At 69.7% G+C, this 25,158-nt stretch carries 19 protein-coding genes; 10 read left to right on the forward strand and 9 right to left on the reverse strand.

Features of this window, described 5'->3' with window-relative positions; genetic code table 11:
- A partial coding sequence (gene glnE / locus AC1DU6_RS02690; RefSeq protein ID WP_477856016.1) for a bifunctional [glutamate--ammonia ligase]-adenylyl-L-tyrosine phosphorylase/[glutamate--ammonia-ligase] adenylyltransferase occupies positions 1–2,353 on the reverse strand: 2,353 nt, incomplete at its 3' end.
- A 52-nt stretch (positions 2,354–2,405) separates the two neighbouring features.
- Here glnE and AC1DU6_RS02695 point away from each other — a divergent pair.
- Positions 2,406–6,473, forward strand: a complete 4,068-nt coding sequence (locus AC1DU6_RS02695) for a YhdP family protein (protein WP_477856017.1) — start codon at positions 2,406–2,408, stop codon at positions 6,471–6,473.
- Here the strand turns inward: AC1DU6_RS02695 and AC1DU6_RS02700 are convergent.
- From AC1DU6_RS02700 to AC1DU6_RS02710, 3 genes are read right to left on the reverse strand one after another with little or no spacing between them, the layout of a single operon-like run.
- Positions 6,470–7,312 carry a substrate-binding periplasmic protein gene (locus AC1DU6_RS02700; protein ID WP_477856018.1) on the reverse strand — a complete coding sequence of 281 codons (843 nt, stop codon included), beginning with the start codon at positions 7,310–7,312 and terminating at the stop codon, positions 6,470–6,472. The genes AC1DU6_RS02695 and AC1DU6_RS02700 overlap by 4 nt on opposite strands.
- 35 nt (positions 7,313–7,347) lie before the next feature.
- Positions 7,348–7,953, reverse strand: a complete 606-nt coding sequence (locus AC1DU6_RS02705) for an alpha-ketoglutarate-dependent dioxygenase AlkB (RefSeq protein ID WP_477856019.1) — start codon at positions 7,951–7,953, stop codon at positions 7,348–7,350.
- Positions 7,954–7,963: 10 nt separating this feature from the next.
- Entirely contained in the window at positions 7,964–8,956 is a 993-nt protein-coding gene (locus AC1DU6_RS02710; RefSeq protein WP_477856020.1) for a LysR family transcriptional regulator, read from the reverse strand.
- On the opposite strand from AC1DU6_RS02710, the gene AC1DU6_RS02715 reads away from it, so the two are divergent.
- The 5 genes from AC1DU6_RS02715 (at position 8,955) to AC1DU6_RS02735 (ending at position 13,532) form a co-directional block, all read left to right on the forward strand.
- Positions 8,955–9,905 (forward strand): quinone oxidoreductase family protein, encoded by a 951-nt coding sequence (locus AC1DU6_RS02715; protein WP_477856021.1) that lies wholly within the window; start codon positions 8,955–8,957, stop codon positions 9,903–9,905. The two genes, AC1DU6_RS02710 and AC1DU6_RS02715, sit on opposite strands and share 2 nt — an antisense overlap.
- Complete coding sequence (locus tag AC1DU6_RS02720) at positions 9,902–10,342, forward strand: RidA family protein (protein WP_477856022.1); 441 nt, start codon at positions 9,902–9,904, stop codon at positions 10,340–10,342. The genes AC1DU6_RS02715 and AC1DU6_RS02720 overlap by 4 nt, the downstream gene beginning before the upstream one ends.
- Positions 10,339–11,418, forward strand: coding sequence for an aminotransferase class V-fold PLP-dependent enzyme (locus AC1DU6_RS02725; protein ID WP_477856023.1), 1,080 nt, complete (start codon positions 10,339–10,341; stop codon positions 11,416–11,418). Before AC1DU6_RS02720 ends, AC1DU6_RS02725 begins: the two co-directional genes overlap by 4 nt.
- Positions 11,415–12,209, forward strand: coding sequence for a carbon-nitrogen hydrolase family protein (locus AC1DU6_RS02730; RefSeq protein WP_457389337.1), 795 nt, complete (start codon positions 11,415–11,417; stop codon positions 12,207–12,209). The genes AC1DU6_RS02725 and AC1DU6_RS02730 overlap by 4 nt, the downstream gene beginning before the upstream one ends.
- Before the next feature lie 69 nt (positions 12,210–12,278).
- Positions 12,279–13,532 carry an MFS transporter gene (locus tag AC1DU6_RS02735; protein ID WP_457350721.1) on the forward strand — a complete coding sequence of 418 codons (1,254 nt, stop codon included), beginning with the start codon at positions 12,279–12,281 and terminating at the stop codon, positions 13,530–13,532.
- Here the strand turns inward: AC1DU6_RS02735 and AC1DU6_RS02740 are convergent.
- From AC1DU6_RS02740 to AC1DU6_RS02755, 4 genes are all read right to left on the reverse strand, one after another.
- Entirely contained in the window at positions 13,516–14,070 is a 555-nt protein-coding gene (locus AC1DU6_RS02740) for a hypothetical protein (RefSeq protein ID WP_477856024.1), read from the reverse strand. The genes AC1DU6_RS02735 and AC1DU6_RS02740 overlap by 17 nt on opposite strands.
- A 140-nt stretch (positions 14,071–14,210) precedes the next feature.
- Positions 14,211–14,825: a hypothetical protein gene (locus tag AC1DU6_RS02745; RefSeq protein ID WP_056199805.1), complete on the reverse strand. Its 615-nt coding sequence runs from the start codon at positions 14,823–14,825 to the stop codon at positions 14,211–14,213.
- Positions 14,826–14,833: 8 nt separating this feature from the next.
- On the reverse strand, positions 14,834–15,229 hold the full coding sequence (locus tag AC1DU6_RS02750) for a GNAT family N-acetyltransferase (RefSeq protein ID WP_056199803.1): 396 nt from the start codon (positions 15,227–15,229) through the stop codon (positions 14,834–14,836).
- Between the two features lies 1 nt (position 15,230).
- On the reverse strand, positions 15,231–16,412 hold the full coding sequence (locus AC1DU6_RS02755) for an FAD-dependent monooxygenase (RefSeq protein WP_477856025.1): 1,182 nt from the start codon (positions 16,410–16,412) through the stop codon (positions 15,231–15,233).
- Between the two features lie 136 nt (positions 16,413–16,548).
- Here AC1DU6_RS02755 and AC1DU6_RS02760 point away from each other — a divergent pair, with 136 nt between their 5' ends.
- The 3 genes from AC1DU6_RS02760 (at position 16,549) to AC1DU6_RS02770 (ending at position 23,790) form a co-directional block, all read left to right on the forward strand.
- On the forward strand, positions 16,549–17,529 hold the full coding sequence (locus tag AC1DU6_RS02760) for a potassium channel beta subunit family protein (protein ID WP_477856026.1): 981 nt from the start codon (positions 16,549–16,551) through the stop codon (positions 17,527–17,529).
- A 65-nt stretch (positions 17,530–17,594) separates the two neighbouring features.
- Entirely contained in the window at positions 17,595–20,735 is a 3,141-nt protein-coding gene (locus tag AC1DU6_RS02765; RefSeq protein ID WP_477856027.1) for a diguanylate cyclase, read from the forward strand.
- 31 nt (positions 20,736–20,766) lie between these two features.
- Entirely contained in the window at positions 20,767–23,790 is a 3,024-nt protein-coding gene (locus tag AC1DU6_RS02770) for a P-loop NTPase fold protein (RefSeq protein ID WP_477856028.1), read from the forward strand.
- Here the strand turns inward: AC1DU6_RS02770 and AC1DU6_RS02775 are convergent.
- Entirely contained in the window at positions 23,775–24,392 is a 618-nt protein-coding gene (locus tag AC1DU6_RS02775; RefSeq protein ID WP_477856029.1) for a hemerythrin domain-containing protein, read from the reverse strand. The genes AC1DU6_RS02770 and AC1DU6_RS02775 overlap by 16 nt on opposite strands.
- Positions 24,393–24,503: 111 nt before the next feature.
- Here AC1DU6_RS02775 and AC1DU6_RS02780 point away from each other — a divergent pair.
- Positions 24,504–25,158: 1-deoxy-D-xylulose-5-phosphate synthase N-terminal domain-containing protein (locus AC1DU6_RS02780; protein ID WP_477856030.1), on the forward strand; the 655-nt coding region annotated here is incomplete at its 3' end.

Genomic DNA, 25,158 nt, shown 5'->3' on the forward strand with positions numbered 1-25,158 from the left:
GCACCTCGGTCTTCAGCGCCTGGGCGTCGCGTGGCGCCGTCAGCACCTGCCGGCGCACGCTCTCGCAGCGATCGGCCAGCTCAGCATTGCCGGCGCAAAAACGCGCCCGGGTGATGGCCTGGTGTTCCCAGGTCCACGCCGTGTTGCTGCCCCGGCCGGTCTGGTAGGCCTCGAAGTGCGCCAGCGACGTGACCAGCAGCCCCGAATTGCCATTCGGCCGCAGCGCCGTGTCGATGTCGAACAACTCGCCGGCAGCGGTGCGCAGCGTCAGCCAGGTGATGAGGCGGCGCACGAAGGCACCGTAGATCTCGGCCGCGTTCTCGTCCTCGTCGTCGAAGACGAAGACGACGTCCAGGTCGCCGCCATAGCCCAGCTCCTTGCCACCCAGCTTGCCGTAGGCGATGACGGCCAGGCGCGGCTGCGGGCGATGCGCCTTGCCAAAACGCGCCCAGGCCCAGGTAATGGCGATCTGCAGCACCGCGTCGGCAAGCAGGCTAAGGTCGTCGGCCACCTGCTCGACCGTGATGCGGCCCTCGACGTCGCGCACCAGCGTGCGAAAGACTTCCGCATGGTGGGCGCGGCGCAGCGTGTCCAGCAGGGCCTCTTCGTCGGCCTCGCCGCTGCGCTCCCAGCCCTGCTCGCGCTCCAGCAGGTCGGTGATGAAGGCCTCGCGGTCGAAGCGGGCGGTCAGCAGCAGCGGGTCGGCGAGTTCGTCGATGACGCCGGGGTGCTGCATCAGGTAGCGCATGGGCCAGCGCGCCAGGCCCAGCAGGCGCAGCAGGCGTTGCTGCACGGCCGGGCGTTCGACGAGCAGGGCCAGGTAACTCTCGCGGCGCAGCAGCGGGCCGACCCAGTCGACAAAGCGCAGCGCCGCGTCCAGCGAGCATTCGTCGGCCGCCACGGCTTGCGCCGCGCGGTGGAAGAGCTTGGCCAGGCGCTGGCGCGATTCCTCGCGCAGGCCCTGCACGCGCGGCGTGTCGGCCAGTGCGCGCACGGCCGTGGCCAGCTCCGGCTGCAGGCCGGCCAGGAAGTCCTCGCCATCGACGGCTGGCTTGGGCCCGCCGCACTGGCCGCCCTTGCAGCCGCCCTTGGGCTTGCCGCCTTCGTGCAGCAGCGCGTCGAACTCGGTCGCGACCAGCTCGCGCACCTCGCCGAGCATTTCAAACAGCTCGCAGGCCTCGCGCGAACATTTCAATCCGAGCGACGCGGCAATCCACGCCAGGTCGGCATCGCCCTGCGGCAGGCAATGGGTCTGCTGGTCGTCCAGGAACTGAATGCGGTGCTCGACGCGGCGCAGGAAGACATAGGCCTCGCTGAGTTTGTGCGCCGTCTCGGCCTTCATCAGCCCGCCGGCCGCCAGCTGGGCCAGCGCCTTGACGGTGGAGCGGGTGCGGATCTCCGGGAACTGGCCGCCGCGCACCACCTGCAGCAGCTGCACGATGAACTCGATCTCGCGGATGCCGCCGCGCGACAGCTTGACGTCGTTGGCGCGCTCGGGCCGGCCGGCCGCGCGGGCCTTGGCCTCGCTGCGGATCTTGCCGTGCAGCTGGCGCAGGCCTTCGAAGACGCCGTAGTCCAGGTAGCGGCGGTAGACAAAGGGCGTGACGAGGTTGCGCAACTGCAGGGTGCGGGCGTCGCCCRGCGCGCCCATGCCCGACAGCGGCGCGACAACGCGGCTCTTCAGCCAGGCAAAGCGCTCCCACTCGCGGCCCTGCACGAGGAAATACTCCTCCAGCATGCCCAGGCTGACGACCGGCGGGCCGCTCTTGCCGTTGGGGCGCAGCGCCAGGTCGACGCGAAAGACCTGGCCGTCGTCGGTCACGTCGCCGATCAGCGTGTAGAGCCGTTTGGCGACGCTGGAGAAGTATTCGTGGGCACTGACCGGCCTTGAACCTTGCGTCTGGCCGTCGTCTTCGTAAACGTAGATCAGGTCGATGTCGGACGAGACATTCAGCTCGCGGGCGCCGAGCTTGCCCATGCCCAGCACCCAGAAGGCGATGTCGCCGCCCTCCGCGGTGCGCGGCTCGCCGTGGATTGCATCCAGCTCGGTGCGCGCATCGGCCAGCGCCTTGTCCAGCGTCACCTCGGCCAGGTGCGTCATGGCCAGCGTGACATCTTCCACAGTGGCGCCCTGTTCGATGTCCAGCACCGCCAGGCGCTCCAGCACCAGGTGGCGGGCCACGCGCAGGCTGCTGGCCAGCGACCGGTTCGTGGCCAAAGTCTCGATCAGCGCAGCAATGACGCCCCGGTCGGGCAGGCCCGGTTGCAACAGTGGCAACTCCGCCGCATATCGGCGGCGAACCCGCTGCACATAGCGGCTGTGCTCAGCAAGAACGGGAAACAGTGCGCTCATGACCCTGTGCTAGATTGACTGCCGGCCGACATTTCACGTGCCCCAAGACACCGTGTCTGACTTCTTCTCGGCCGCCCTCCACCGCTGTACACGCGCCTCGCGCTGGCCTTYGCGCCTGTGCTGGCACAGCCTGCGCTGGGCCGTGCTGGTGCTGGCCCTGTTGTGGGCTTTGGGGGTGATGGCCTGGGCTGTATTGCACTGGGCCATTCTCCCGCACGCCAATGACTGGCGCCCCTGGCTGGAAAAGGAAGCCTCAAAGGCTTTGGGGGTAGAGCTGCGCATCGGCCGCATCAGCGTCGAATCCAGTGGCTGGCTGCCGCGCATGGAATTGGGTGATGTGCAGGTGCTGGACGCTGCCGGCCGGCCGGCCCTGCGCTTGCCGCGCGTCGCGGCCGTGCTGTCGGCCCAGTCCCTGCTAGCGCTGGAGCCGCGCTTCTCGCAGCTGCTGGTCGACGCGCCCGAGCTCATCATCCGCCGCGACGCCCAGGGCCGCATCTTCATCGCCGGGCTGGGCCTGGACGAGGCCGAGAAGACCGACGCCGGCACCACCGAAGCCGGCATGGACTGGCTGTTCAGCCAGCCGGAGCTGGCCATCGTCAACGGCCGGGTGCGCTGGGTGGACGAGAAGCGCGCCGACACCCGGCCGCTGGAGCTGTCGGCGCTGAACTTCGTCATGCGCAACGGCCTGCGCCGCCACGACCTGCGCCTGGACGCCACGCCGCCCGCTGACTGGGGCCGGCGCTTCACGCTGCGTGGCCAGTTCACTCAGAGCCTGCTGAAGCGCCCGGGCGAATTCCAGCATTGGAGCGGCCAGCTCTATGCCGAGCTGCCGCGCGCCGACCTGAGCCAGCTCAAGCGCCATGTCGACCTGCCTTTCCAGCTCAGCGAGGGCGACGGTGCCGTGCGCGCCTGGGGCCAGATCAAGGACGGCCAGCCGGTGGCGGCGACGCTGGACCTGGCGCTGCGCTCGGTGCGCCTGAGGCTGCTGGAATCGGCGCCCGAGCTGGACCTGGACCACATCGAGGGCCGGCTGGACCTGGCCCGCGCCAAGGGCGCGTTGAGCGTCCAGGCCCGTCAGCTCGGCTTTGTCAGCCGGGACAACGACGGCAGCGTCGTGGTCTGGCCGCGTTCGGACTGGGGCGTGGCCCTGCAGCTCGGCAAGGCCGACGAGGTGCTGGGTGGCGAGGTCAACGCCCAGCGCCTGGACTTTGCGCTGATGGCCCAGATTGCTCAGCGCCTGCCTCTGGGCGAGCGCGCGCACCAGCTGCTCGACGAGCTGGAGCCGCGCGGCGTGCTGACGGCCCTCAGCGGCCAATGGCAGGGCGCACTGGACGCGCCGCGCAGCTACCGTGTCAAGGCGCAGATCGACGGCCTGGCCGTGGCCGCCAAGGCCGGCGCGCAGGAGGACCACCTCGGCCGCCCCGGCCTGCACGGCGCCAGCCTGGAACTCGACGCCAACGAGCGTGGCGGCACCGCCAAGCTGGCCGTGCACCAGGGCGAGGTCGAGCTGCCGGGCCTGTTCGAGGACCCGCACCTGCCGATCACGCGGCTGTCCACACAGCTGACCTGGAAGCTGCCCCAGCCCGACAGCCAAGCCAAGGGCAAGACGCCCGGCGAGGTCGAGCTGAAGCTGCGCGAGCTGCAACTGCAGACGCCCGATCTGAGCGGCGAGTTCGATGTCACCTGGCGGCGCGCGGCCGGTGCGACCACGCCGGGCTTCCTGGACCTCAGCGGCCGCGTGCAGCGCGTGGAGGCCACGCGCGTGGCCCGCTACATCCCGCAGGGCCTGCCGGCCACGCGCAGCTATGTGGCGCGCGCCATCCTCGGCGGCGAGGCCCGCAACACCAGTGTGAGGCTCAAGGGCGAGTTGAGCGACTTCCCCTTCGCGGCGCCCAAGTCCCCCGGCATCTTCCGCGTCGCCACGCAAGCCCAGGGCGTTACGCTGGCCTATGTGCCGCCGAGCGACAACGGCGGCAACTGGCCGGCCATGGAGGGCGTGGACGCCGAACTCGTCTTCGAGCGCGCCGGCATGTTCATCAAGGAGGGCCATGCCAAGGTGCTCGGCTATGAACTCAGCGGCGTCAACGGTGGCATCAAGGACCTGCACCATGGCCRCGTGCTGCAGCTCGATGGCAACGGCCGCGGCGCCGGCGCCGACCTGCTGCGCTTCGTGCGCGCTTCGCCGCTGGACGAGTGGCTGGGCCATGCGCTGAGCACCACGACAGCCCAGGGCCCGGTCGGGCTCAAGCTTGGCATCACCATCCCGCTGGACGACACCCACCAGACGGCGGTCAAAGGCCAGCTCCAGCTTGGTGGCGTCGACCTCAAGCTGCGCCCCGAACTGCCGGCGCTCAGCGGCGCACGTGGCCGGGTCGACTTCGACCGCAAGGGCCTGCAGCTGACCGGCATGACGGCCCGCCTGCTCGGCGGCGACGCTGGCATCGAGGGCGGTACCCAGCGCGACGGCGGCATGCGCTTCGCCGTGCAGGGCCAGGCCACGGCCGAGGGCCTGCGCCGCGCCACGGAGCTGGGCGCCGTCACCCGCCTGGCGCAGGCGGCCAGCGGCCAGGCCGCCTACCGCTTCCAGCTCGCCATCCCGAAGGATGGCCAGAGCGAGCTCAGCGTCACCAGCAATCTGCAGGGCCTGGCCCTGGACCTGCCCGCGCCCGGCCACAAGGAGGCCGATGCGGTGCTGCCGCTGCGTCTGTTGATGACGCCAACCGCCGCCGGCCGCGACGAGCTGCGCCTCGAAGTCGGCACCCCCGCAGCGCCGCTGTTGCAGGCCCAGCTGCAGCGCGATATCTCCGGCCCCAGCTCCCAGGTGCTGCGTGGCGCCCTGGCCGTGCAGGACAAGTTGCCGGCCTTGCCGGCCACCGGCGTGTTGCTGCAGGTCAATGTCGCGGCCCTGGACCTGGACGCMTGGCAGCAGCGCCTGGGCGGGTTGGCGGGTGGTGGCAGCGGCGGCAGCGGCGGCGAGGGTGCTGACGACGCGGGCCTGCTGCCCAGCCAGATCTCGCTGCGCAGCCAGGCGCTGAAGGTCGGTGGCCGCCAGCTTGGCCGCGCGTCCGCGGTGGTGGCGCGCGAGGGCGCCAATTGGCGCGTCAACATCGACGCCGAGCAGCTCTCCGGCCGCATCGACCTGAAGGGCGTCAAGGGCGGGCAGATCGACGCCGTGCAGGCACGGCTGACCCGGCTGTCGCTGCCGCGCCAGGAAGCCGAGTCGGTCAGCGAGCTCATCGATCCGGGCAAGACCGACGCGGGAAGCGGCCCGCTGCCGTCGCTGGACATCGCGGTCGACGACTTCGAGCTGCGCGGCAAGCGCCTGGGCCGGCTGGAGGTGCTGGCCCACGCGCCGGCCGCCGCGCGTGACTGGAAGCTGGAGAAGCTGCAGATCCACTCTCCCGAGGCGACGCTGATGGCCACCGGCCACTGGGGTGGCGACGGCAACGCCCGGCGCCGCACCCAGCTCGACTGGAAGCTCGACATCGCCGACGCCGGCAAGCTGCTGGAGCGCCTCGGCCAAGGCCAGAAGGACGCCCCCGTGCTGCGCGGCGGCAAGGGCGTGCTGGCCGGCCAGGTCGGCTGGGACGGCTCGCCGCTGGCGCCGCACTACGCCAGCATGGCGGGCGCCTTGAACATCCAGCTCGACACGGGCACTTTCCTGAAGGCCGAGCCCGGCGTTGGGCGGCTGCTGGGCGTGCTGAGCCTGCAATCGCTGCCGCGACGGTTCCTGCTGGACTTCCGCGACGTCTTTGCCGAGGGCTTCACATTCGACGGCGTGACCGGCGACGTCAAGATCACCGCCGGTGTGGCCCGCAGCGACAACATCCGCATCCGCGGCCTGCAGGCGGCCGTGCTGGTGGACGGCAGCACCGACCTGGCGGCCGAGACGCAGAAGCTGCGCGTCGTCGTCGTGCCCGAGGTGTCGGCCGGCGGCGCGTCGCTCGCCTATGCCGCCATCAACCCGGCCATTGCGCTCGGCGCCTTCCTGGCCCAGCTCATCCTCAGCCGCCCGGTGGCCGCGGCCAACACGCGCGAGTTCCACATCACCGGGACCTGGGACGACCCCAAGGTCGAGAAAGTGGAGGCGCTGCCGGCCAAGGCGGCGAGCGCGCCCTAATCCAGCGCCTTCAGCTGCAGCCGCAGCCCCGTGTAGCCGCGCAGCTGTATCAGCGCGGTCTTCAGCCCGGGTTCGGCCATGAAGAGGGTGTCGAAGCTGCCGTCGGCCGCCGCCAGGTTCAATCCGCGCAGCAGCCGCTCGGCCAATTGCGGCTTGTCGCGCGCCACGAAGAAGTAGAGCGGCTGCTTGTATTGCAGCGCCACACCCGGCAGTTCGGCGAAGCCCTGATCGGCGAATTGCAGCAGCTCGGCGTCGATTTCTTCGCGGGTGCGCGGGATGAAGTCGAAGCGGCCGGCCTTGAGCATGCGGAACAGCAGCTCGGATTTGGTCGCCGTCTCGACGGTGAAGCCATTGGCCCGCAGGATCTGCGCGTCGCTCCAGTAGGTGCCCGCGCCGGCTCGCAGCTTGCGCACCGCCTCCAGGGTGCGCACCGATCGCAGGGTGGAGAGGTCGGCGGCCCGCACGAGCAGGAAGCGCAGCTCGTTGATGCCCTTGAGCAGGTTGAAGCGCACCGGCAGCGCCTGCGCCTCGCGCTCGGGTGTCGTTGTGCTCCACATCAGGTCCAGCAGGCCGTCCTGCAGCATTTGGCGCATGCGCGGCCGTGGCAGGTCAGGTGCCGCGTGAACCAGGACGGGCGCCGGCTCGCCGTCGCCCGTCTTGCTCAGGGCCAGCTTCAACGCCTCAATGAAGAAGTCGCCGTGAGCGCTGTAGGCATTGGGGTCGGGCAGTCGCAGCGTCAGTGGCGTGCCGGCACCATGGGCTGGCGACAGCGCGGCGGGTAGCGCGGCGGCGAGAGGAAGCGCCAGCAGTTGGCGCCGCAGGCGGGAGGGAAGCTGCATGTCCGCTCGATTCTCATGCCGCAGCCCCTGGGGCGTCATGCCGGCGGGCGTGACTTCTGCCGCGCAGTCCTGAACGTGATCGACCAGCGCAGGGCGTCCACCGGCGCCACGCTGTGCTGCCAGCCCCAGCRTGCCGCGCCTTGCAGCGCGTAGATGGAGCGCGGGTCGACGTTCAGCTTGATGATGTCCTCGCGCTTCGGGTTGTGTGGCGGATAGGGCCTGAAACGCAGCAGCGCCTCACTGCCCAGCGACACGCCAAAGACGTCCTCGAAATCCGGCACGTCGCGATGCCAGCCCAGTGGCGCGCCGGGCGCGTACTCGGCCACGAGGACATGCACGAGGGCTTGTGCGTCGACACCAGCCCAGCGGGCGACCCGCTCGCGCAGCGGGTGCAGCTCGGCGATGAGGGGTGACGACGGCCGCAGTTCGTTGCTGTCGTAATCGAACTGGCCGCCGAAACTGACGACGCGGCGGCGTGCGGTATAGCTCTTGTACTTCGCTTCCTGCAGCGGCAGCGCCTGCACGATGGCGATGAGGGTCGCTTCTTCGCTGGCGGACAGAAAGCCTGCGTCGTAGCGCAAGCCGGCGGGCAGTGCGCCCGGCGACGGCGCAAGATCGTCGAACAGTCCGGCCTGGCTCATCGGGGTCAGTTCAGGCCGGTGCGTAGGCTTTCAAGTCGGCGGCCGTTTGTGCAGCCTCCTGGCGCAACCAGGCCGCGAAGCGCTTCACGACGGGCAGGGCGGCGGCGTCCTCGCGCACAACGAGCAGGTTGGCGCGCGGCGACGGCAGCAGCAGCGGATGTGCCTGCACCAGCGTGCCCACGCGCAGCCGCGGCAGCGCCAGCGACAGGCGCGTGACCGCCACACCCAGGCCGGCCTCGGCCGCGTCCAGCGTAACGCCGGCATCGTTGAAGGCCGGCCCTTCGGGTTGTGCGGAGACACCGGCCGCGGCTTGCCACAGCGGCGCGTCGCCGGTCACATGGCTGAGCATCTGCGCTGCAGGCCAGCGCATGGCATCCGGCCCGAGCGCGTGGGCCACCGCCGGCGCGGCGACCGCCAGCAGGCTGTCCTCGAACAGCAGCTCGCCGCCGTCCTCGGGCCGGCCATGGCGCAGCGCCACCAGGGCCACACGTGGCGCCGGGCGCACCAGCGCGTAGTCGGTCTGCACGATGAGGCGCACCGCCGGCGCGGCCGCGATGAAGCCGTGCAACCGCGGCAGCAGCCAGGCGCGAGCGAGAGAACCGAGAGTGGCGATCTGCAGCGTCGTGCGTGCCTCGTCTGGCTCGGGGTAGACCGCCTCGTGCAGGGCCGCGAGCGGCCCACCCAGGCGCGCCAGCAGCTCGCGGCCTTCGGCCGTCAGCCGCATCTGGTTGCCCACGCGCTCGAACAGGGTCTGGCCGCACCAGTCTTCCAGCTGGCGCACCTGGCGGCTGATGGCGCCGGGCGTCAGATGCAGCTCGGCGGCGGCGCGGCTGAAATTGCCCAGGCGGGCGGCGGCCTCGAAGGCTTGCAGGGAAAAGAGGGGTGGCAGGCGTTCGCGCATGGTGTTGAGAAATCGGCACAGCCGGTGTGCCAAAGCCTCGCTGGTGTGGCGGGCGGGTGGGGCCGACAGTGGCGCGACGTTAACGCTGGAGATCAAAGCCATGCCCGCACAAGCCATTCTTGTCCACCGGTTCGGTGGCTCCGAGGTGCTGGAATTGCAGCAGCTGCCGATGCCGGAGGCCATGCCCGGCCAGGCGGTCGTGCGCATCGACTACGCCGGCATCAACTTCGTCGACCTCTACCAGCGCGAAGGCCGCTATCCCAACATCAGCCTGCCCTGGCGCCTCGGCCTGGAGGGGGCGGGCGAGATCGTCGACGTCACGCCAGGCGCCGAGTTCCAGCTCGGTGATCGCGTCGCCTTCACGACCGGCGTGCAAGGTGCCTATGCCAGCCATCTCGCCGTGCCGCTGGAGCATCTGGTGCGCGTGCCCGATGCGCTGTCGTTGCGTGACGCCGCTGCGGCGCTGGAGCATGGCCTGACGGCGGCGATGCTGCTCGACGACGTCGCGCGGCTGCCGGCGCGCGAGCCCGTCCTCGTGCATGCCGCGGCCGGCGGTGTGGGCGGCTGGCTGGTGCAGTGGCTGATTGCACGCGGCCATCCGGTCTTCGGCACGGTGTCCAACGCTGCCAAGGCCGACTGGCTGCGCGGCCTGGGTGCCGCGCCGCTGCTGGCGGACAGCGACTGGGTGTCCGCCGCCCGCGGGGTCGCCGTCGTCTTTGATTCGGTCGGCCGCTCGACCTTCGCCGGCAGCCTGGATGTGCTGCGCATGGGCGGCCATCTCGTGCTTTTCGGCGCGGCCAGCGGCCAGCCCGAGCCGGTCGACGTGCTGGCGCTGCAGAAGAAGAGCCTGACGCTGACGCGGCCCGTGCTGCCCCACTTCCTGCCCGATGCAGCCAAGCGCCGTGCACGGGCGGAGACGGTGTTCGATGCGTTGCTGAGTGGTGCCGTGCAGCTGCGCATACACGCCGAATTCCCGTTGGCCGACGCGGCCAGCGCCCATGAACTGCTCGCGTCGCGTGCGACGCAGGGCAAGCTCCTCCTCAAGCCATGACCAACCTGAAAGATCGCCTGGCCAGCCTCGGCCGCAGCCTGCCTGAACTCGGCGAACCTGCTGCGAACTATCTGCACTACCGCGAAGGCAAAGGCCTGCTCGTCATCGCCGGCCAGATCGGCACGCCTGGGCGCGGTGCGCTGGACGCCCCAGCCGGCCGCGCCGAGGCCGAAGTGGCCGCGTTGAAGTTGCTGACCGTGCTCGATGCGGCCATCGGTGGTGACCTCGGCCGCGTGCGCCAGGTGCTGCGCCTGGGTATTTTTGTGGCCTCGGGACCAGAGTTCACTCAGCACAGCGCGGTGGCCGACGGCGCCTCTGACCTCGTCGTCGCGGCCCTGGGCGAGCGCGGCCGGCATGCGCGCGCGGCCATCGGTGTGGCCAGCCTGCCGGCGGGTGCGGCGGTGGAGGTCGAGGCGCTGGTGGAGCTGGTGTCGTGACCGGGCACCTGCTGCTCAACCATGCCGGTGCCTCGCCGATGTCTGCCGCGGCGGTGGCGGCCCTGCAGGAGCATCTGGCGCTGGAGTTGCGGCTCGGGCCGATGGAGGCGGGCGAGGCCGCCGCGCCCCAGCTGCAGCGGCTGCGCGAAGACGCCGCACGGCTGTTGAACGCTGGCACGGACGAGGTGGCCTTTCTCAGCAGCGGTTCGGCCGCCTTTGGCGCGGCCTGGTCGGCCTTCACGCACAAGACGTCGCTGCGCTCCGGCGACCGCATCCTGGTCGGCCGCCAGGAATGGGGCGGCAATCTGGCGACCTACCAGCGCAGCGGTGCCAGCGTCGAGGTGCTGCCCTGCCGTGAAGACGGCAGCGTCGACGTCGAGGCCAGCGCGGCGCTGATTGACGAGCGCGTGCGCTGGATCTCGTTGACCTGGCTGCCCGCCAATGGCGGCCTCATCAACGACGCTGCCGCCCTGGGCCAGGTGGCGCGTGCGGCCGGCGTGCCGTATTTCATCGATGCCGGCCAAGCCGTGGGGCAGTTGCCGGTGGATGTGCAGGCCTTGGGCTGCGATGTGCTGAAGAGCGCCGGCCGCAAGCATCTGCGCGGGCCACGTGGCACGGCGCTGCTGTATGTGCGCAAGGGTTTCCTGGATCAATTGGAGCCGCCCTGGGTGGACGTCTCGGGTGGGCACTTCGACACGGCGGAGCAGCCGGTGGCGCTGCGCCTGGCCCTGCAGGTGGCCATTGCCGAGGCGCTGGAGAGCGGCATCGACGTCATCGCTGCGCATGTGCAAAGCCTGGCGGCTCTGCTGCGCGAGCGTCTGGGCGGGCTGCCGCATGTGCGCGTGCACGACCTCGGCACGGGGCCGCAATCGGGCCTGGTCAGCTTCACGGTCAAAGGTGAAACGGCCCCGGCAACCCGTGCACGGTTGGCGCAGCAGGGCATCCATGTGGGCGCCAATGGAGTGCCCTACACGCCGCTGGACATGCGGGCTCGAGGTCTCGACGGCATCGTGCGCGCATCGTTTTCCAGGCTTAACAACGAAGCGGACGTTGAGCGGCTAGCATCAACTGTATGAAGATCGCAGCCCTCCAAATGGTCTCCGGCCCCGACGTGGCCGCCAACCTCGGCGCGGCGCGGCGCCTGCTGGAGGATGCCGCCCGCCGCGGCGCCCAGCTCGCAGCCTTGCCGGAGTACTTCTGCCTGATGGGCATGCACGACAGCGACAAGCTGGCACTGGCCGAAGTCGATGGCGAAGGCCCCATCCAGGCCATGCTGGCGAGCGCCGCACGCGACCTGGGCTTGTGGCTCATCGGCGGCACGCTGCCGATCAGGTCGACAACGCCTGAGCGCGTGCGCAACTCGACACTGGTGTTCTCGCCCGACGGCGAGCGCGTCGCGCGCTACGACAAGATCCACCTCTTCGCCTTCGACAACGGCCGCGAGAGCTATGACGAGGGCCGCGTGCTGGAGCCTGGCAACCAGCCCACCAGCTTCGACACCGGCAGCATCAAGGTCGGCCTGTCGGTCTGCTATGACCTGCGTTTCCCTGAGCTCTACCGCGCCTATGCCGGTTGTGACCTGCTCGCCGTGCCGGCCGCCTTCACCTACACGACCGGCCAGGCGCACTGGGAGCTGCTGCTGCGCGCCCGCGCCGTCGAGAACCAGTGCTACGTCGTCGCCCCCGCCCAGGGCGGCCAGCATGCCAACGGCCGCCGCACCTGGGGCCACAGCATGGTCATCGACCCCTGGGGCCAGGTGCTCAGCGTGCTGGCCGAAGGCGAGGGCGTCGTCGTCGCCGACGTGGACCCGGCGCGCCTGACTCAGGTGCGCCAGCAGCTGCCGGCCCTGGCCCACCGCAAGCTCTGAGCAGGCGCGTCGAGAATCGGCGCACTCCGCCGCTCCGGGCCTGCGAGCGGCGTCTGCAAAGGATTCCCCATGACTGACAAGATGGCCAGCCGCTCCACGGCCTGGCTGGTGGGTGCGCTGGTGGCGCTGGCGCTGTTCGGCAACTACTACGTCTACGACTCCATCGGCCCGGTGGCCGACCTGCTGCAGCAGCAGCGCGCCTTCAGCGACAGCCAGATCGGCCTGCTGAACGCGATCTACAGCCTGCCCAATATCGTGCTCATCCTTGTCGGCGGGGTGCTGGTGGACCGCTTCGGCGCCGCGCGCATGACGCTGTGGACGGCGGCCATCTGCCTGGCTGGCGCGGCCTTGACCGCCTTCAGCCCCAATTTCGCCGGCATGGCGACCGGCCGGCTGCTGTTCGGCATCGGCGCCGAGACCTTCGGCATCGCCACGCTGGCGGCCATCGCGCAGTATTTCGCCGGCGGCACCGTCGCCTTCGCGATGGGGCTGGCGCTGGCGATCGGGCGCCTGGGCTCCTTTGGCGCCGACATGTCGCCGACCTGGTTCGCCAGCGCCTACGCCCAGGGCTGGCAGCCGCCGCTGGTCATCGCCGCCACCCTCGCTGCGACGTCGTTCGTGGCGTCGCTGGCCTACTGGTGGGTGGACCGTGGCGCTCAGCGTGGGGTGTCAGCCGCACCGGCGGCCGAACGCTTCGTGCTGCGCGACCTGCTGCACTTCGGCAAGGCCTATTGGTATCTGCTGGCGCTGTGCGTGCTGTGGTACTCGGTCATCCTGGCCTTTCGCAGCACCTTCTCGATCAAGTATTTCCAGCACACGCATGGTCTGGACCTGGCCACGGCAGGCGAAATGAACAGCTATGTCTTCCTGGCCGCGGTGTTCGCCACGCCGGCCTTCGGCTGGCTGTGCGACCGGCTTGGCCGCTATGCGCCTTTCCTGGCCCTGGGGGCGCTGCTGTTGCCGCTGGCGCTGGCCGTCATGGCACTGACGGACTGGTCCCTGTGGGTGTCGACGGCGCTGATCGGCGTCAGCTTCTCGCTGGTGCCGGCCGTCATGTGGCCGCTGACCAGTCGCCTCGTTGCCCCGGCGCGCTTCGGCACGGCCATCGGCCTCATGTGGGTGGCGCAGAACGCGGGTGTCAGCGGTGCCAACCTGATGGCCGGCTGGTTGAACGACCAAGCCGGCGCCGGCGCGGCCAACCCGGCGGGCTACGGGCCGATGATGGCCTTCTTCGGCACCGCGAGCGCGCTGGGCTTACTGTGTGCGCTGGCGCTGTGGCTGACGGCCGGTCGGCGCCGGCACGAGGTCACGGCCGCAGCGTGACCAGGTCGCGCAGCAGCAGGTCGATGTTGGCCCGCAGCGCGCGCTCGTTGGCGATGCGCAGCCGCTCGTTGGGCGACACGATGGCCTCGCTGAAGCGGGCCTCGTCGGTGTTGGCGACGCGCCGCTGGTAGACCGGCTTGCCACTGGCCTTGTCGACCAGGGTGTAGCTCACCGCCACGCCGACGGTCACGCCGACGGCGGGCACCAGGGGCTGGTCCAGCTGCAGCAGCTCGGCCTGCAACTCGAAGCGCGGCGCCGGCTCGGGCGACAGCGGCTTCATGCCGACGKCATGCAGAGACTCTTCCAGCGCCTGCTGCAGTGCCAGGGCACTGACCTTGGAGCCCCACCAGCGGCCGGTCTCCTGGCCGCCCTTGACGGCAGCGACGCCGACCTGGGCCTTGAGCGCATCCGGCACCCAGCCACGGATCTGCAGCGCCTCGGCCGGGCTGATCGCCATGGGCAGGGGCTGGCTGGGCGTGCCGCAGCCGGCCAGCAACAGGGCCAGCAGGGCGGCGGGAAGCAGGGCAGGGCGCGACATGGGTGTCCCATGCTAGGCCCAGGCGCGGCTGGGCAGGGCAACAAAAGCGGCCGCTCTGCCCGGCTTTTCAGGCCTCGGAAAACAGCCGGTGCGTCATGATCGTGCCGCTGGCGGGAGTTTTCACCCGCGGCATGACGGGGTCACTTCACGTCAAGCGTATAGGTCACGGCCTGCGACATGCTGGGCAGGATGGCGCCGAAGTTCAGCGTGTAGCGGCCGCGCTTGAGCGGCCCGAGGGCCACGTAGTAGCCATTGCCGGCAGCCGGCGCGTCGTCGTCAGGCGCGACGAGGAAGCAGCCCTTGGTGGCCTGGCGGTGCGCTTCCAGCCCCGCGAAGCGTTTGCCGTTGAGATCCAGCACCAGGGCCGCGGGCGCCTCGGTCAGGGACTCGGCGCGCAGCATCAGCGAGGCGCAGGCCTCGCGCTCATCGTCGGGCGGGAAGGCGATGAAGTTGATCAGCGGGAAGAACAGCGTCTTGCCCACCGGGATGCTGCAGCGGCGCACCGTGCGCTTTGTGCCATAGGTGCCGGCCAGGAACCAGACCGGCCCGGACTGGCCGCTGGCGCACAGGCTGCCGTCGGTATCCGCCACGGGGCTGTCCTCTTCGTCGAAGGACAAGGCCCAGTGCCACCAGCGCTTGGACCATTCCTCCTGCGTGGCGCCAGCGATAGCCTTGCCCGGCGGGATGAGCTGGGCCTGGGCCTGGGTCGGCACGGTCGTGGCCAGCAGCAGGGTCAGAAGGAGAGCGTGTCGCATCGATGCTTTCAGGATTTGCGCTTGCGTTCCATGGCCACCTGGGAGACCTGAAAGCCCAGCTTTTCGTAAAACGTGGCCACGCCGTCGCGGCCGGCGCGCAGCACCCAGGTCATCTCGTCGTTGTCGCCGATGGCCGCCTTGACGAGGGCGCTGCCGACGCCGCGGCCGCGGTGGGAGTCCGCCACGACGACCATGGAGATATAGCCGTTGAAGAGGCCGTCGGTGATGGCGCGCAGGAAGCCGATGACCTCGCCGTCGTCGTCCACGGCAGCCAGGGCCACCTGGGAGCGCCGGACCAGTTCCGCAAAGACGTCGGCATCGGCCACGCGCGGTCCCCAGTGGTTGGCGATCAGCAGCTCGCGCGCGGCTTCGACCTCGGCAGGCTGGATGGGTCGGATCTCCAGATCAGCCTCCGAACATCATGCGATGGGCCAGCGCTTTTTTCAGCGGCGTGGCCAGCTCCAGGCCGGCCAGGGCCAGGCCACGCAGCGCCGGCAGCCCCGGCAGCCGCCAGGCAAAGCTGCGGGCGAGGAAATCGGTTGCGGCAATCATGGGCCAGCGGTCGGGGGCGCGCTGCCAGTCGACGCGGGCCAGCACGGCGTCCAGGCCCAGGCCGGTTTCCGTCGCATCGCGCAATGCATCGATCAGCGCCTGGGCGTCGCGCAGGCCCAGGTTCAGCCCCTGGCCAGCGACCGGGTGCAGGGTCTGGGCCGCATTGCCGATGCGCAGCGCCCGGCCTTGCAGCAGCCGCGTCTCGGCGTTCAGCCCGAGCGGAAAGCACTTCAGCGCCGAGATGCCGGTCAGCCGGCCGGCCACGGCGGGCAGTTGCTGTTGGATGACGACCAGGCGCTGGGCGTCGTTCAAGGTAGCGATGTCGTCCTCGGCCTGGGGCAGGCACCAGACGATGGCCGCGCGCGGGCCCTGGGCGTCGTCGGGCAGGGGCAGCAGGGCCAGTGGCCCGTTGCGCGTGAAGCGCTCGATGGCCAGGCCCTGCAGGCCGGGCGGCGCCAGGCGCACCGTGCCGACCCAGGCGTTCTGGTGATAGTCGCTGGTGATGGACTTTCTATCCTGCTCGGCAAACACGCCGCCCTCGGCGACGACGGCGAGGTCAAAGCTGTCGACGACTGGACCTTCGCCGCAGTCCAGCTCCACGCCAGCCAGGTTCGAGCGAATCGCATGCACGGCGGTCCCGAAGCGGGTGAACAGGCGCTCGCGCTGGGCGGTGGCCAGCTCCAGCCAACGCTGCTGCAGCGGCGCGACCAGGGCGCCATAGGGCAGCACGGCGCCAAGCTGGGGCAGGCCCTGCTCGGTGGCACTGATGCGCACCTCGCCGGCAATCGGCGCGGGCGGCGCCTGGCTGACATGCACGGTCTGGATGGCCTGGGCGCTTTGGGGCTGCCAGGCGTGCAGGCGCTGCAGCAGCCGGATGCTGCCGAGGTTGAGCGCCAGCGTGCGGGCGTCGCCGCTGATGTCGTGGTCCAGCGGCCGGGTGTCGAAAAGATGGATTTCAGCGCCTACCAGGCGCTCGGCGGCGAGCAGGGCGAGGGCGAGGCCGGCAGGACCGGCGCCGATGACGGCGAGCTTCATGGGCTCAACGATAACTGCCGGCGATGCAGCTGCGCCTCGCCCCGGCGTGCTCGGGGCCATTGTGGCCATGCACCGGCCGGGCCGGGCGGCCCCGATAAGCTGCGGCTTTTCCGCCCCTCCCGCACAGGAACGCTCCATGCAATACCGCCGTCTCGGCCGCGCCGGCCTCCAGGTTTCCGAACTCTCCCTCGGCTCCTGGGTCACGTATCACAACCAGGTCGGCACGAAGGCCGCCACCGAGATGCTGGCCGCCGCCTTCGACGCCGGCATCAACTTCTTCGACAACGCCGAGGTCTATGCCCAGGGCGAGAGCGAGGTCGTCATGGGCCAGGCCTTCAAGGCGCTGGGCTGGAACCGGCTGGACTACATCGTCTCCAGCAAGTTCTTCTGGGGCCTGCAGCGTGATGGCGTGACGGTCAACCGCAAGGACACGCTGAACCGCAAATACCTGATGCAGGCGGTCGACGCGTCACTGAAGCGCTTCCAGCTCGAGCATCTGGACCTGATCTACTGCCACCGCCCCGACCCGAACACGCCCATCGAGGAAACCGTCTGGGCGATGAGCGACATCATCCGCCAGGGCAAGGCGCTGTACTGGGGCACCAGCGAATGGAGCGCCGCCGACATCCGCGCCGCCTGGGAAATTGCCGAGCGCCACCACCTGCACAAGCCCATCGTCGAGCAGCCGCAGTACCACCTCTTCCACCGCCGCCGCGTCGAGCAGGACTACGCCCGCCTGTACGAGGACATCGGCCTGGGCCTGACGACCTGGAGCCCGCTGGCCTCGGGCCTGCTGACCGGCAAATACCGTGGCGGCATCCCCGCCGGCAGCCGCGGCGCGCTGGAGAACATGAGCTGGATGCGCGAGCAATTGCAGGACAAGGCCAGGAACGACGCTGTCGGCAAGCTGTCCGAGATCGCCGCCGAGCTGGGCTGCAGCATGGCCCAGCTCGCCATCGCCTGGATCAATCGCAACCCGCGCGTGTCCACCGTCATCCTGGGCGCCAGCCGCATCGAGCAGCTGCGCGACAACCTCGGCGCCCTGGCCGTGACGCCCAAGCTGACCCCGGAAGTCATCGAACGCATCGACAGCATCGCCAAGCCTCTTGCGCAGTGATCATTCACGTTCTCTGAGGGCAAGACCCGGCAAAGCAGGCCCTTTGGGTGCCTGAGAATGCCGTTATGAGGGTCTTGACAACAAAAGGGTGCGCTGCAGCGCTGCTGATCGCCGCGGCGCTGCTGGCCACCGCGGCACAGGCGGTGGTGCCGCGCTTCGAGCCCATCGGGGAAGCGGGCGCGGTAAGGGACAACGTTGTCTCCGCGCTGGCGCTGGATGCCCGCGGCGTGTTGTGGGCCGGCTCGCCCGAGGGGCTGCTGCGCTTTGACGGCTATGCCTTCCGGCGCTACCCCTTGAGCGGCCCCGACGGCCAGCTGCTGCCCGAGCAGTTCGTGCGCGCCATGCTGCCCGACCCGCGCGGCTGGATGTGGGTGGCCGCCGGCAACAGCGGCCTGGTGCGCCTGGACGTGGCCACCGGTCGCTGGGATCGCTGGGCGCGCAACGGCAAGTCGGCCGACGAGACCGCGCCCGCCGCCAATACCGTGCGCACCTTCGCCCTGGAAAAGGACGGCACGCTGTGGATAGGCGGCAGCGGCGGCCTGGACCGCTTCGACGTCAAGAGCCAGCGCTTCACCCACCACCGCGGCAAGGAGGACGGCCTGCCCGACCCGCGCGTGCAGACCCTGCTCGTCGACCGCCAGGGCACGCTGTGGATCGGCACCTGGCGGGGCCTGGCGCGCAAGGCGCCCGACGGCCCGATCGAAGCGCTGGACGTCGGCATCGGCGACCAGCTCGTCACGCTGATCAGCGAGGCCCAGGACGGCCGCATCATCGTCGGCACGGCCCAGGGGCGGCTGCGCGCGCTGTCGCCCAATGGCCAGCCGCTGCCCTTCAGCCCCGGCGCCCAGCCAGGCGCCACCTCGGGTGTCTGGCCCGTCATGGCCATGGCCCAGCCCGATGCCGACGAGCTGTGGTTCGGCGACGCCTCGGGCGTGTCGCGCCGTCGCGCGGTTGACGGCGCGCTGATCGAGCGCCTGCCCGCCACGGGTGCCGGCACCGCGCCGCGCAGCGATGTGCGCGCGTTGATGCGCGATCCGTCCGGCACGGTCTGGGCCGGCAGCTATGGTGGCGGCCTGATGCGCCATGTGCCGTCGCTGCCTGGCCTGTCCATGGTGCGCGAGGCCATCGGCTCGGTCTCGGGCGGCCTGGACGTGCGCAGCATCCTGCAGCTGGACAACGGCGAGATCTGGCTGGGCACGCTGGCCGGCGGCATCGAACGCCGCGACCGCCAGCTGATGCCGCTGGGTGTGGTCGCCCAGGGCAGTGGCGGCCTGCCGTCAGGGCGGGTCAATGCACTGGGGCAGAGCAAGGACGGCTCCGTCTGGGTCGCCATCGACACCCAGCTGCTGCGCTTCGACACCCAGGGCCGCTGGAAGGAAACCCTGCGCAGTGGCAATGCCGTGCCGCGGCGCTTCCACGCGCTGGACGACGGCTCGCTATGGATCGCGACGCTGGACGGCGTGATGCGCTGGACGCCCGAGCACCCGCAGATGCGCGCCATCCCGACCGCCGGCCTGGTGGGCGGCACCGGTGAGGTCAATGCCTTCGCCAGCCTGCCCGATGGCAGCCTGTGGGCGGGCGGCGCGGCCGGCCTGTTCCGCGTCGCCAAGCCGGGCTCGGATGAGCCCGTGGCCGAATGGGTCGAGCCCGTGGGCCTGACCGGCCAGACCGTACTGGGCATGGCCGTCGACCTGGCCGGGCGCCTGTGGGTGGACACCGGCACCGGCCTGCACCGCCTCATCGACAGCGACGGCAAGAAGGCGCGCTTCGAAGTCGTCGGCGCCTCCGACATCGGTGGGGCGTTCGGCGCCAACCTGCTGTTCGACAAGCAGGGCCGCATCTGGTCGCAGCGCAATATGTACGACCCGCGCAGCGGCGAGCGCCGCGAGCTCGGCGCGGCCGACGGGGCCGACCTCGGCACCGGCTGGTTCCGCGCCTACGCCAAGCTCGACGACGGCCGCATGCTGTTCGGCGGCGCACGCGGCCTGCTCGTCATCGACCCTGACCGTTTCTCGCCCTGGACGTACAAGCCGCCGCTGGTCGTTTCGGAGCTGCGCGTCGATGGCGAGGAGCGCGCACTGCCGGCCAACGGCAGCGACATCGTCCTCGCGCCCGGCGAGCGGGGCCTGAGCCTGGCTTTCGCCTCGCTGGACTACAGCCAGCCCAGCCGCAACCGCTACCGCTACCGGCTGCAGGGCCTGGACGCCGGCTGGATCGACGCCGGCATGCTGGGCCGTACGGCGGCCTACACCAACCTGTCACCCGGCCACTACCAGCTGCAGGTGCAGGGCAGCAATCGTGACGGCGCCTGGAGCCCCACCGAGATCAAGATCGGTGTCAACGTGCGCGCCGCCTGGTGGCAGACGCGCTGGGCCCTGGCCCTGGCCGTCATCGCTGCCGTGGGGCTGGTGGCGGCCATCGTCAGCATGCGCACGCGGCTGCTGCTGCGCCACCGCCGCGTGCTGGAGCTGCGCGTGCAGGAGCGCACCGAAGCGCTGGAGGCCGCCACTGCCGCGCTGACGGCCAAGTCCGTCGAGCTGGAAGAGGCCAGCCTCACCGACCCGCTGACCGGCCTGCGCAACCGCCGCTTCCTGGACCGCCAGATGCCGGCCGACGTCGCCATGGTTCTGCGCCACTACGAGCCGACCTCGGGCGCTCTCGTCGCCAACCCCGACAGCGACCAGGACCTGCTGTTCTTCCTCATCGACATCGACCACTTCAAGCGCATCAACGACGCCCATGGCCACATGGCCGGCGACGCCGTGCTGATGCAGATGCGCGGCCGCCTGGAGCAGGTCTTTCGCGCCACCGACTACCTGGTGCGCTGGGGCGGCGAGGAGTTCCTCATCGTCGCCCGCGGCACGCCGCGCCGCCGCGCGGCCGAGCTGGCCGAACGCGCCCGCCAGGCCATCATGGCCCAGCCCTTCGAGCTCGACGGCGGGCTGCGCCTGACCCTGACCTGCTCGGTCGGCTTCTCGGCCTTCCCGCTATGCCCCAGGCTGCCGCGCGCGCTGGACTGGCATGCCGCCATCGACCTGGCCGATGCGGCGCTGTACGACGCCAAGGACACCGGCCGCAACGCCTGGGTCGGCCTGCTGGACGCCAAGGCCGATGGCGAGGACGAGCTGCGCCAGGACATGCGCCGGCCGCTGGACAGCTGGGCCGCCAGCGGGCGGCTGACGCTGCAGCGTTCAGGGCGCAGCTGAGGCCGGCGGCGGTTGCTTGCGAAACGACGCCATGCAGCCCGCCGCCGCCCCGCCCCTGTCCTTCGGCCACGCGGCGCTGGCCAGGCGCCTGGTCGCCGAACTGGAAGCCAGCCTGCGGCCGGGCGCGGGCAGCAGCACCGAGCCGGCCCTGGTCATCGGCGTTTTCGGCGAGTGGGGCGCGGGCAAGAGCCGGCTGCTGCAGACGGTGGCCGAAGGCATGCAGGAGCGCAGCAAGCAGGGCGGCGAGCAAGTCCTGACGGTGGTCGTGCCGTTCAACGCCTGGCGCTACGAGCGCGAGGAGCATCTGCTGGTGCCGCTGTTGCGCGTGGCGCAGCAATGTCTGCGCAAGGCCATCGACGACAGCCTGGGGACGGACATCAAACGTCACGAGCGGCTGTCGGACCAACTGCTGCTGCTCGGCGATCTGGCGCAGGTTGTCTACGAGCACGGCGGGCGTGACTTGTTGCAGGCCGCGCTGGCGGCGCATGGCGCTGCGATCAAGTTGCCGGCCCTGAAGGCCGCCGATGGCAAGCCCAACCCGGGCGTCTGGGAGGTGTTGGCGTCGCGCCGCAAGCTCAGGGCGAATGCGCGTCGGCTGGACACCCCGATCAACCAGCTCCAGAGCCTGTACTACGACTTCCTCGAGCACCTCAAGGCAGTCACCGGCCGCAACCCGACGGCGTTGACTGCGCATCGGCAACGGCTCCTCAGGCGCGGTACTGGGTGGCTGACCGATTTAAGCTTCAACGTTCGGATGGCATGGGAGTGGTTCCTGACCGGCGAGGTGGCGGAGGCACCCGGCGTGCAGGTGAATCTGGTTTTCCTCGTCGATGACCTCGATCGCTGCCTGCCCGACAAGGCCGTCGAGGTGCTGGAAGCCGTCAAGCTCTTCCTGGAGGTCGAGGGCTGCGCCTTCGTGCTGGCGCTGGACGAGGAGGTCATTGAGCGCGGCATCGCGCACCGCTACCGCGATTACGCGCTGCAGGGCAAGGAGGGCATGACGCCCATCACCGGCGCGGAGTATCTGGAGAAACTCGTGCACCTTCCGGTGCGGCTGCCGCGGCCGACGGGTGCCGCGGCGCGGGACTTCCTGGCCGTCAAATGGCCGGAATGGTTTGCCGGCGCGTCCGGCCAAGCCAACGACCTGGCCACRCTGGTGGCGGCCATCACGCCCGGCGTGCCGCGCAAGCTCTATCGCATGACCTCGCTGCTAGCGCTGGCCGAGTCTCTCGGCGCGGGCGATACCAAGACGCCGCGGCGCCGCGAGTGGCTGGCCGTTGTCTGCGCATTGCAGCTGTTCGCGCCGGCGCTCTACCGCTATCTGCGCCTGCAAGGCGCGCAATACCTGATCACGCTAGCTCATTGGCGGGCTGATGCGCTTTTCCGCGACGTCGCCGGCTTGCGGCAAGCCTTGGAGGCCCAGGTCCGCGGTGTCGACTCGCCTGTGCGACTGCAGCATCAACTGGTCCTGTATCGCCTTCCCGATCTGTGCGAAGCTGCCATGCACAATCGCTCAGGTTTCGATCTGCTTGAGCTACTTGCACGTGTGGGTGAGCTGCATGCGAATGCTGCGCTAACAGGAGCGCAGTTGGGATCGCTCATGGTTTTCGCCGAAGCGGAATCCGAAGCGCCGATTGCTGCGCACGGAGTGGTTCCACCGGTCGCTTCGGATGCCGCACAGTTGTCAGGTACGGTGGAACTCGAGGACGCGATACCAAGTGGGAGTTTCAGTGGCGCCTCCGCTGAGCTATCTACGGCATCGTTTGGCTCGCAAGCCGTGCAAGCCTTCGCTGAACCAGCCGAGATGCAGGAAGCGAAGCTAGAGAACGAACGCGCACTTGTTGAAGCGGTGAACACAGGCGAACTGGAGTTGGTGCGAGTTGCGCTGTCCAGGGAGGGGGGCGCACTGCGCGGGCGGGTATTGCCTGCCTCAGTTTGGAGTTTGATGCGCTCTGGGAGGCTCGCTGAGCAACTGCAGGCTTGGGGTGGGCGGGGAGCGCCAGCCGATCAAACCCAATTTCTTTTACAAGAGTTGAGGCCGTACCTGTCGCAGGCGGCGGTCCTCGATTTGCTGCAACAGTTTGGCACGCCGATGCTTCGTCTATTGAGACGTCCAAGCTGGGCTTATGAGGTCAGGATTGAACCCAGCTTGGCGCTCCGTGCTCCTCCATTTCTTGGTGCGGACGGTATTTGGCTGCGGACGGTTGACATGGAGTCCGCGGCCAGTTGGCGCGTTCCGCGAGGGTGGGCTTCCTCTCCTCAGTCCATAGGMATTCAGGGCTCGGATATCGAGATCAACTTTGGCTCAGACGCAACGTTTGGAGTCTTTTCCGAGCTTCGTTTTCCTGGCAGAGACGGTTTCGATGAAGTTACTCAGCGGCTGCGTTGGGTGCCGCCGGGCAAGTTTGCTATGGGCACACCGAAGGGACCCGATCAGGAAGGCGAGCTGCGCACAGTGAGCCTCACCAAAGGCTTTTGGATCACCGACACCACTTGCTCACTAGCGCTTTGGCGCCGGATAGCAAAGCGAGTTGGAGATGACAGTGACAGATCGATGCCCGCCACCAGCCTCAATGCCATGGAGGTCGAGTTCTTTCTGAAGCGCCTAGAGGGCCAACTGACAGGTTGTTCACTGCAATTACCGAGCGAAGCCGAGTGGGAGGCAGCCTGCCGCGCCGGAACCCGAACCGCCTTCTCATTTGGTGACCTGCCTTCGATCGGCCTGCAAATCCATGCCCAGAGCCGTACTTCGTTGCCCGTGGAAGCATTGATACCGAATGCCTGGGGCCTGCACCAGATGCATGGCAATGTTGCCGAGTTGTGTCGTGACCTGCTCGACGATAGGCAGCGCAGCGCCGAGACCTGGGTCGATCCTGAAGGACCGCCCGGCGCCGAAACGGGCTGGCACGCACTGCGCGGTGGCTCTTTCCGCAGCACCGTGGAGCAGACTCGCTCGGCTGCGGTGGACCGCATCGCCCGCGACGAGCGCCGCGACGACGTGGGTTTCCGCTTCATCCTGCGGGCACGTCGCTCCGAGGATCAACCGTCCGCCTGATCCAGCGCCGGCCCCCAGCCCAGGGGCGCCGGCAGCGCGGCCAGGATGCGCTGGCGTAGCGGCGCGTAGGCCTCGTCCACCGGCTGGCCCGGGCGCGGGGCCAGCGGGTCCTGGTGGCTGCTGAAGGCTTCGTCCAGGTCGGCCCAGTCCGCGGCGCTCAGGAGCCGTGCCGCGCGCGGCAGGATCTCGGTCTCCTCGCGCCGCATGTGGCGCAGGTACCGGGCGGTGTAGACCTTGAGCTGCTGCTCGAACTTCATGCGCCGCGGCTCGCCCATGTGCTCCCAGGCGAGCAGGCTGTGCTGCAGCTCGCGCACCGCGCGTTCGCCCTGGGCATGGTCGGCGTCGAGTTCGTCCAGCGTCTCGCGCAGTTCGGGCGCCAGCGCGCGCAGCTTGGGGAACAGCAGCTCGCTTTCTTTTTGGTGATGCAAGCGTTCTGGAAATTCGTCGACATAGAACAGCATCGCCCGCAGCGCACCGAAGTCGCAGGGCGTGCCGGCGCGCTGCTGGGCCTCGAGCAGCAGGGGCAAGGTGCGCAGCATCGCGGCCAGGGCGTCGTGCTCGGCGCGGATGATGCGCACGGCCAGGGGCATGGGCGTGGTCATGCGCCAAGCGTCGCGCTTCGCCGCGCGGGCGGTCTTGCGCTGGATCAAGTCAATCGAACCACCCCCGTAAAATCCCTGGTTTTGCCCTTCAGCCCCAAGAAAGCCCCGGCCATGACTGCATCGACCGCTTCCCCCACCCTCATGGCCAACGCGATCCGCGCCCTCGCGATGGACGCGGTGCAGGCGGCCAACTCCGGCCACCCGGGCGCACCCATGGGCATGGCCGACATCGCCGTGGCGCTGTGGGGCCACCATCTGCAGCACAACCCGGCCAACCCGCACTGGGCCAACCGCGACCGCTTCGTGCTGTCCAACGGCCACGGCTCGATGCTGATCTACGCGCTGCTGCACCTGACGGGCTATGACCTGCCGATCGACGAGCTGCGCAATTTCCGCCAGATGCACAGCAAGACGCCGGGCCACCCCGAAGTGGGCATCACCCCGGGCATCGAGACGACCACCGGCCCGCTCGGCCAGGGCGTGACCAACGCCGTGGGCCTGGCCCTGGCCGAGAAGCTGCTGGCGCGCGATTTCAACCGCGAAGGTCACGAGATCGTCGACCACCACACCTACGCCTTCCTGGGCGACGGCTGCCTGATGGAAGGCATCAGCCACGAGGCCGCGTCGCTGGCCGGCGCCTGGAAGCTGAACAAGCTGATCGCCATCTACGACGACAACGGCATCTCCATCGACGGCCAGGTTGCGCCCTGGTTCGCCGACGACACCGCCAAGCGCTTCCAGGCCTATGGCTGGCACGTCATCGGCC

Source organism: Roseateles sp. P5_B10 (genome assembly GCF_056400485.1).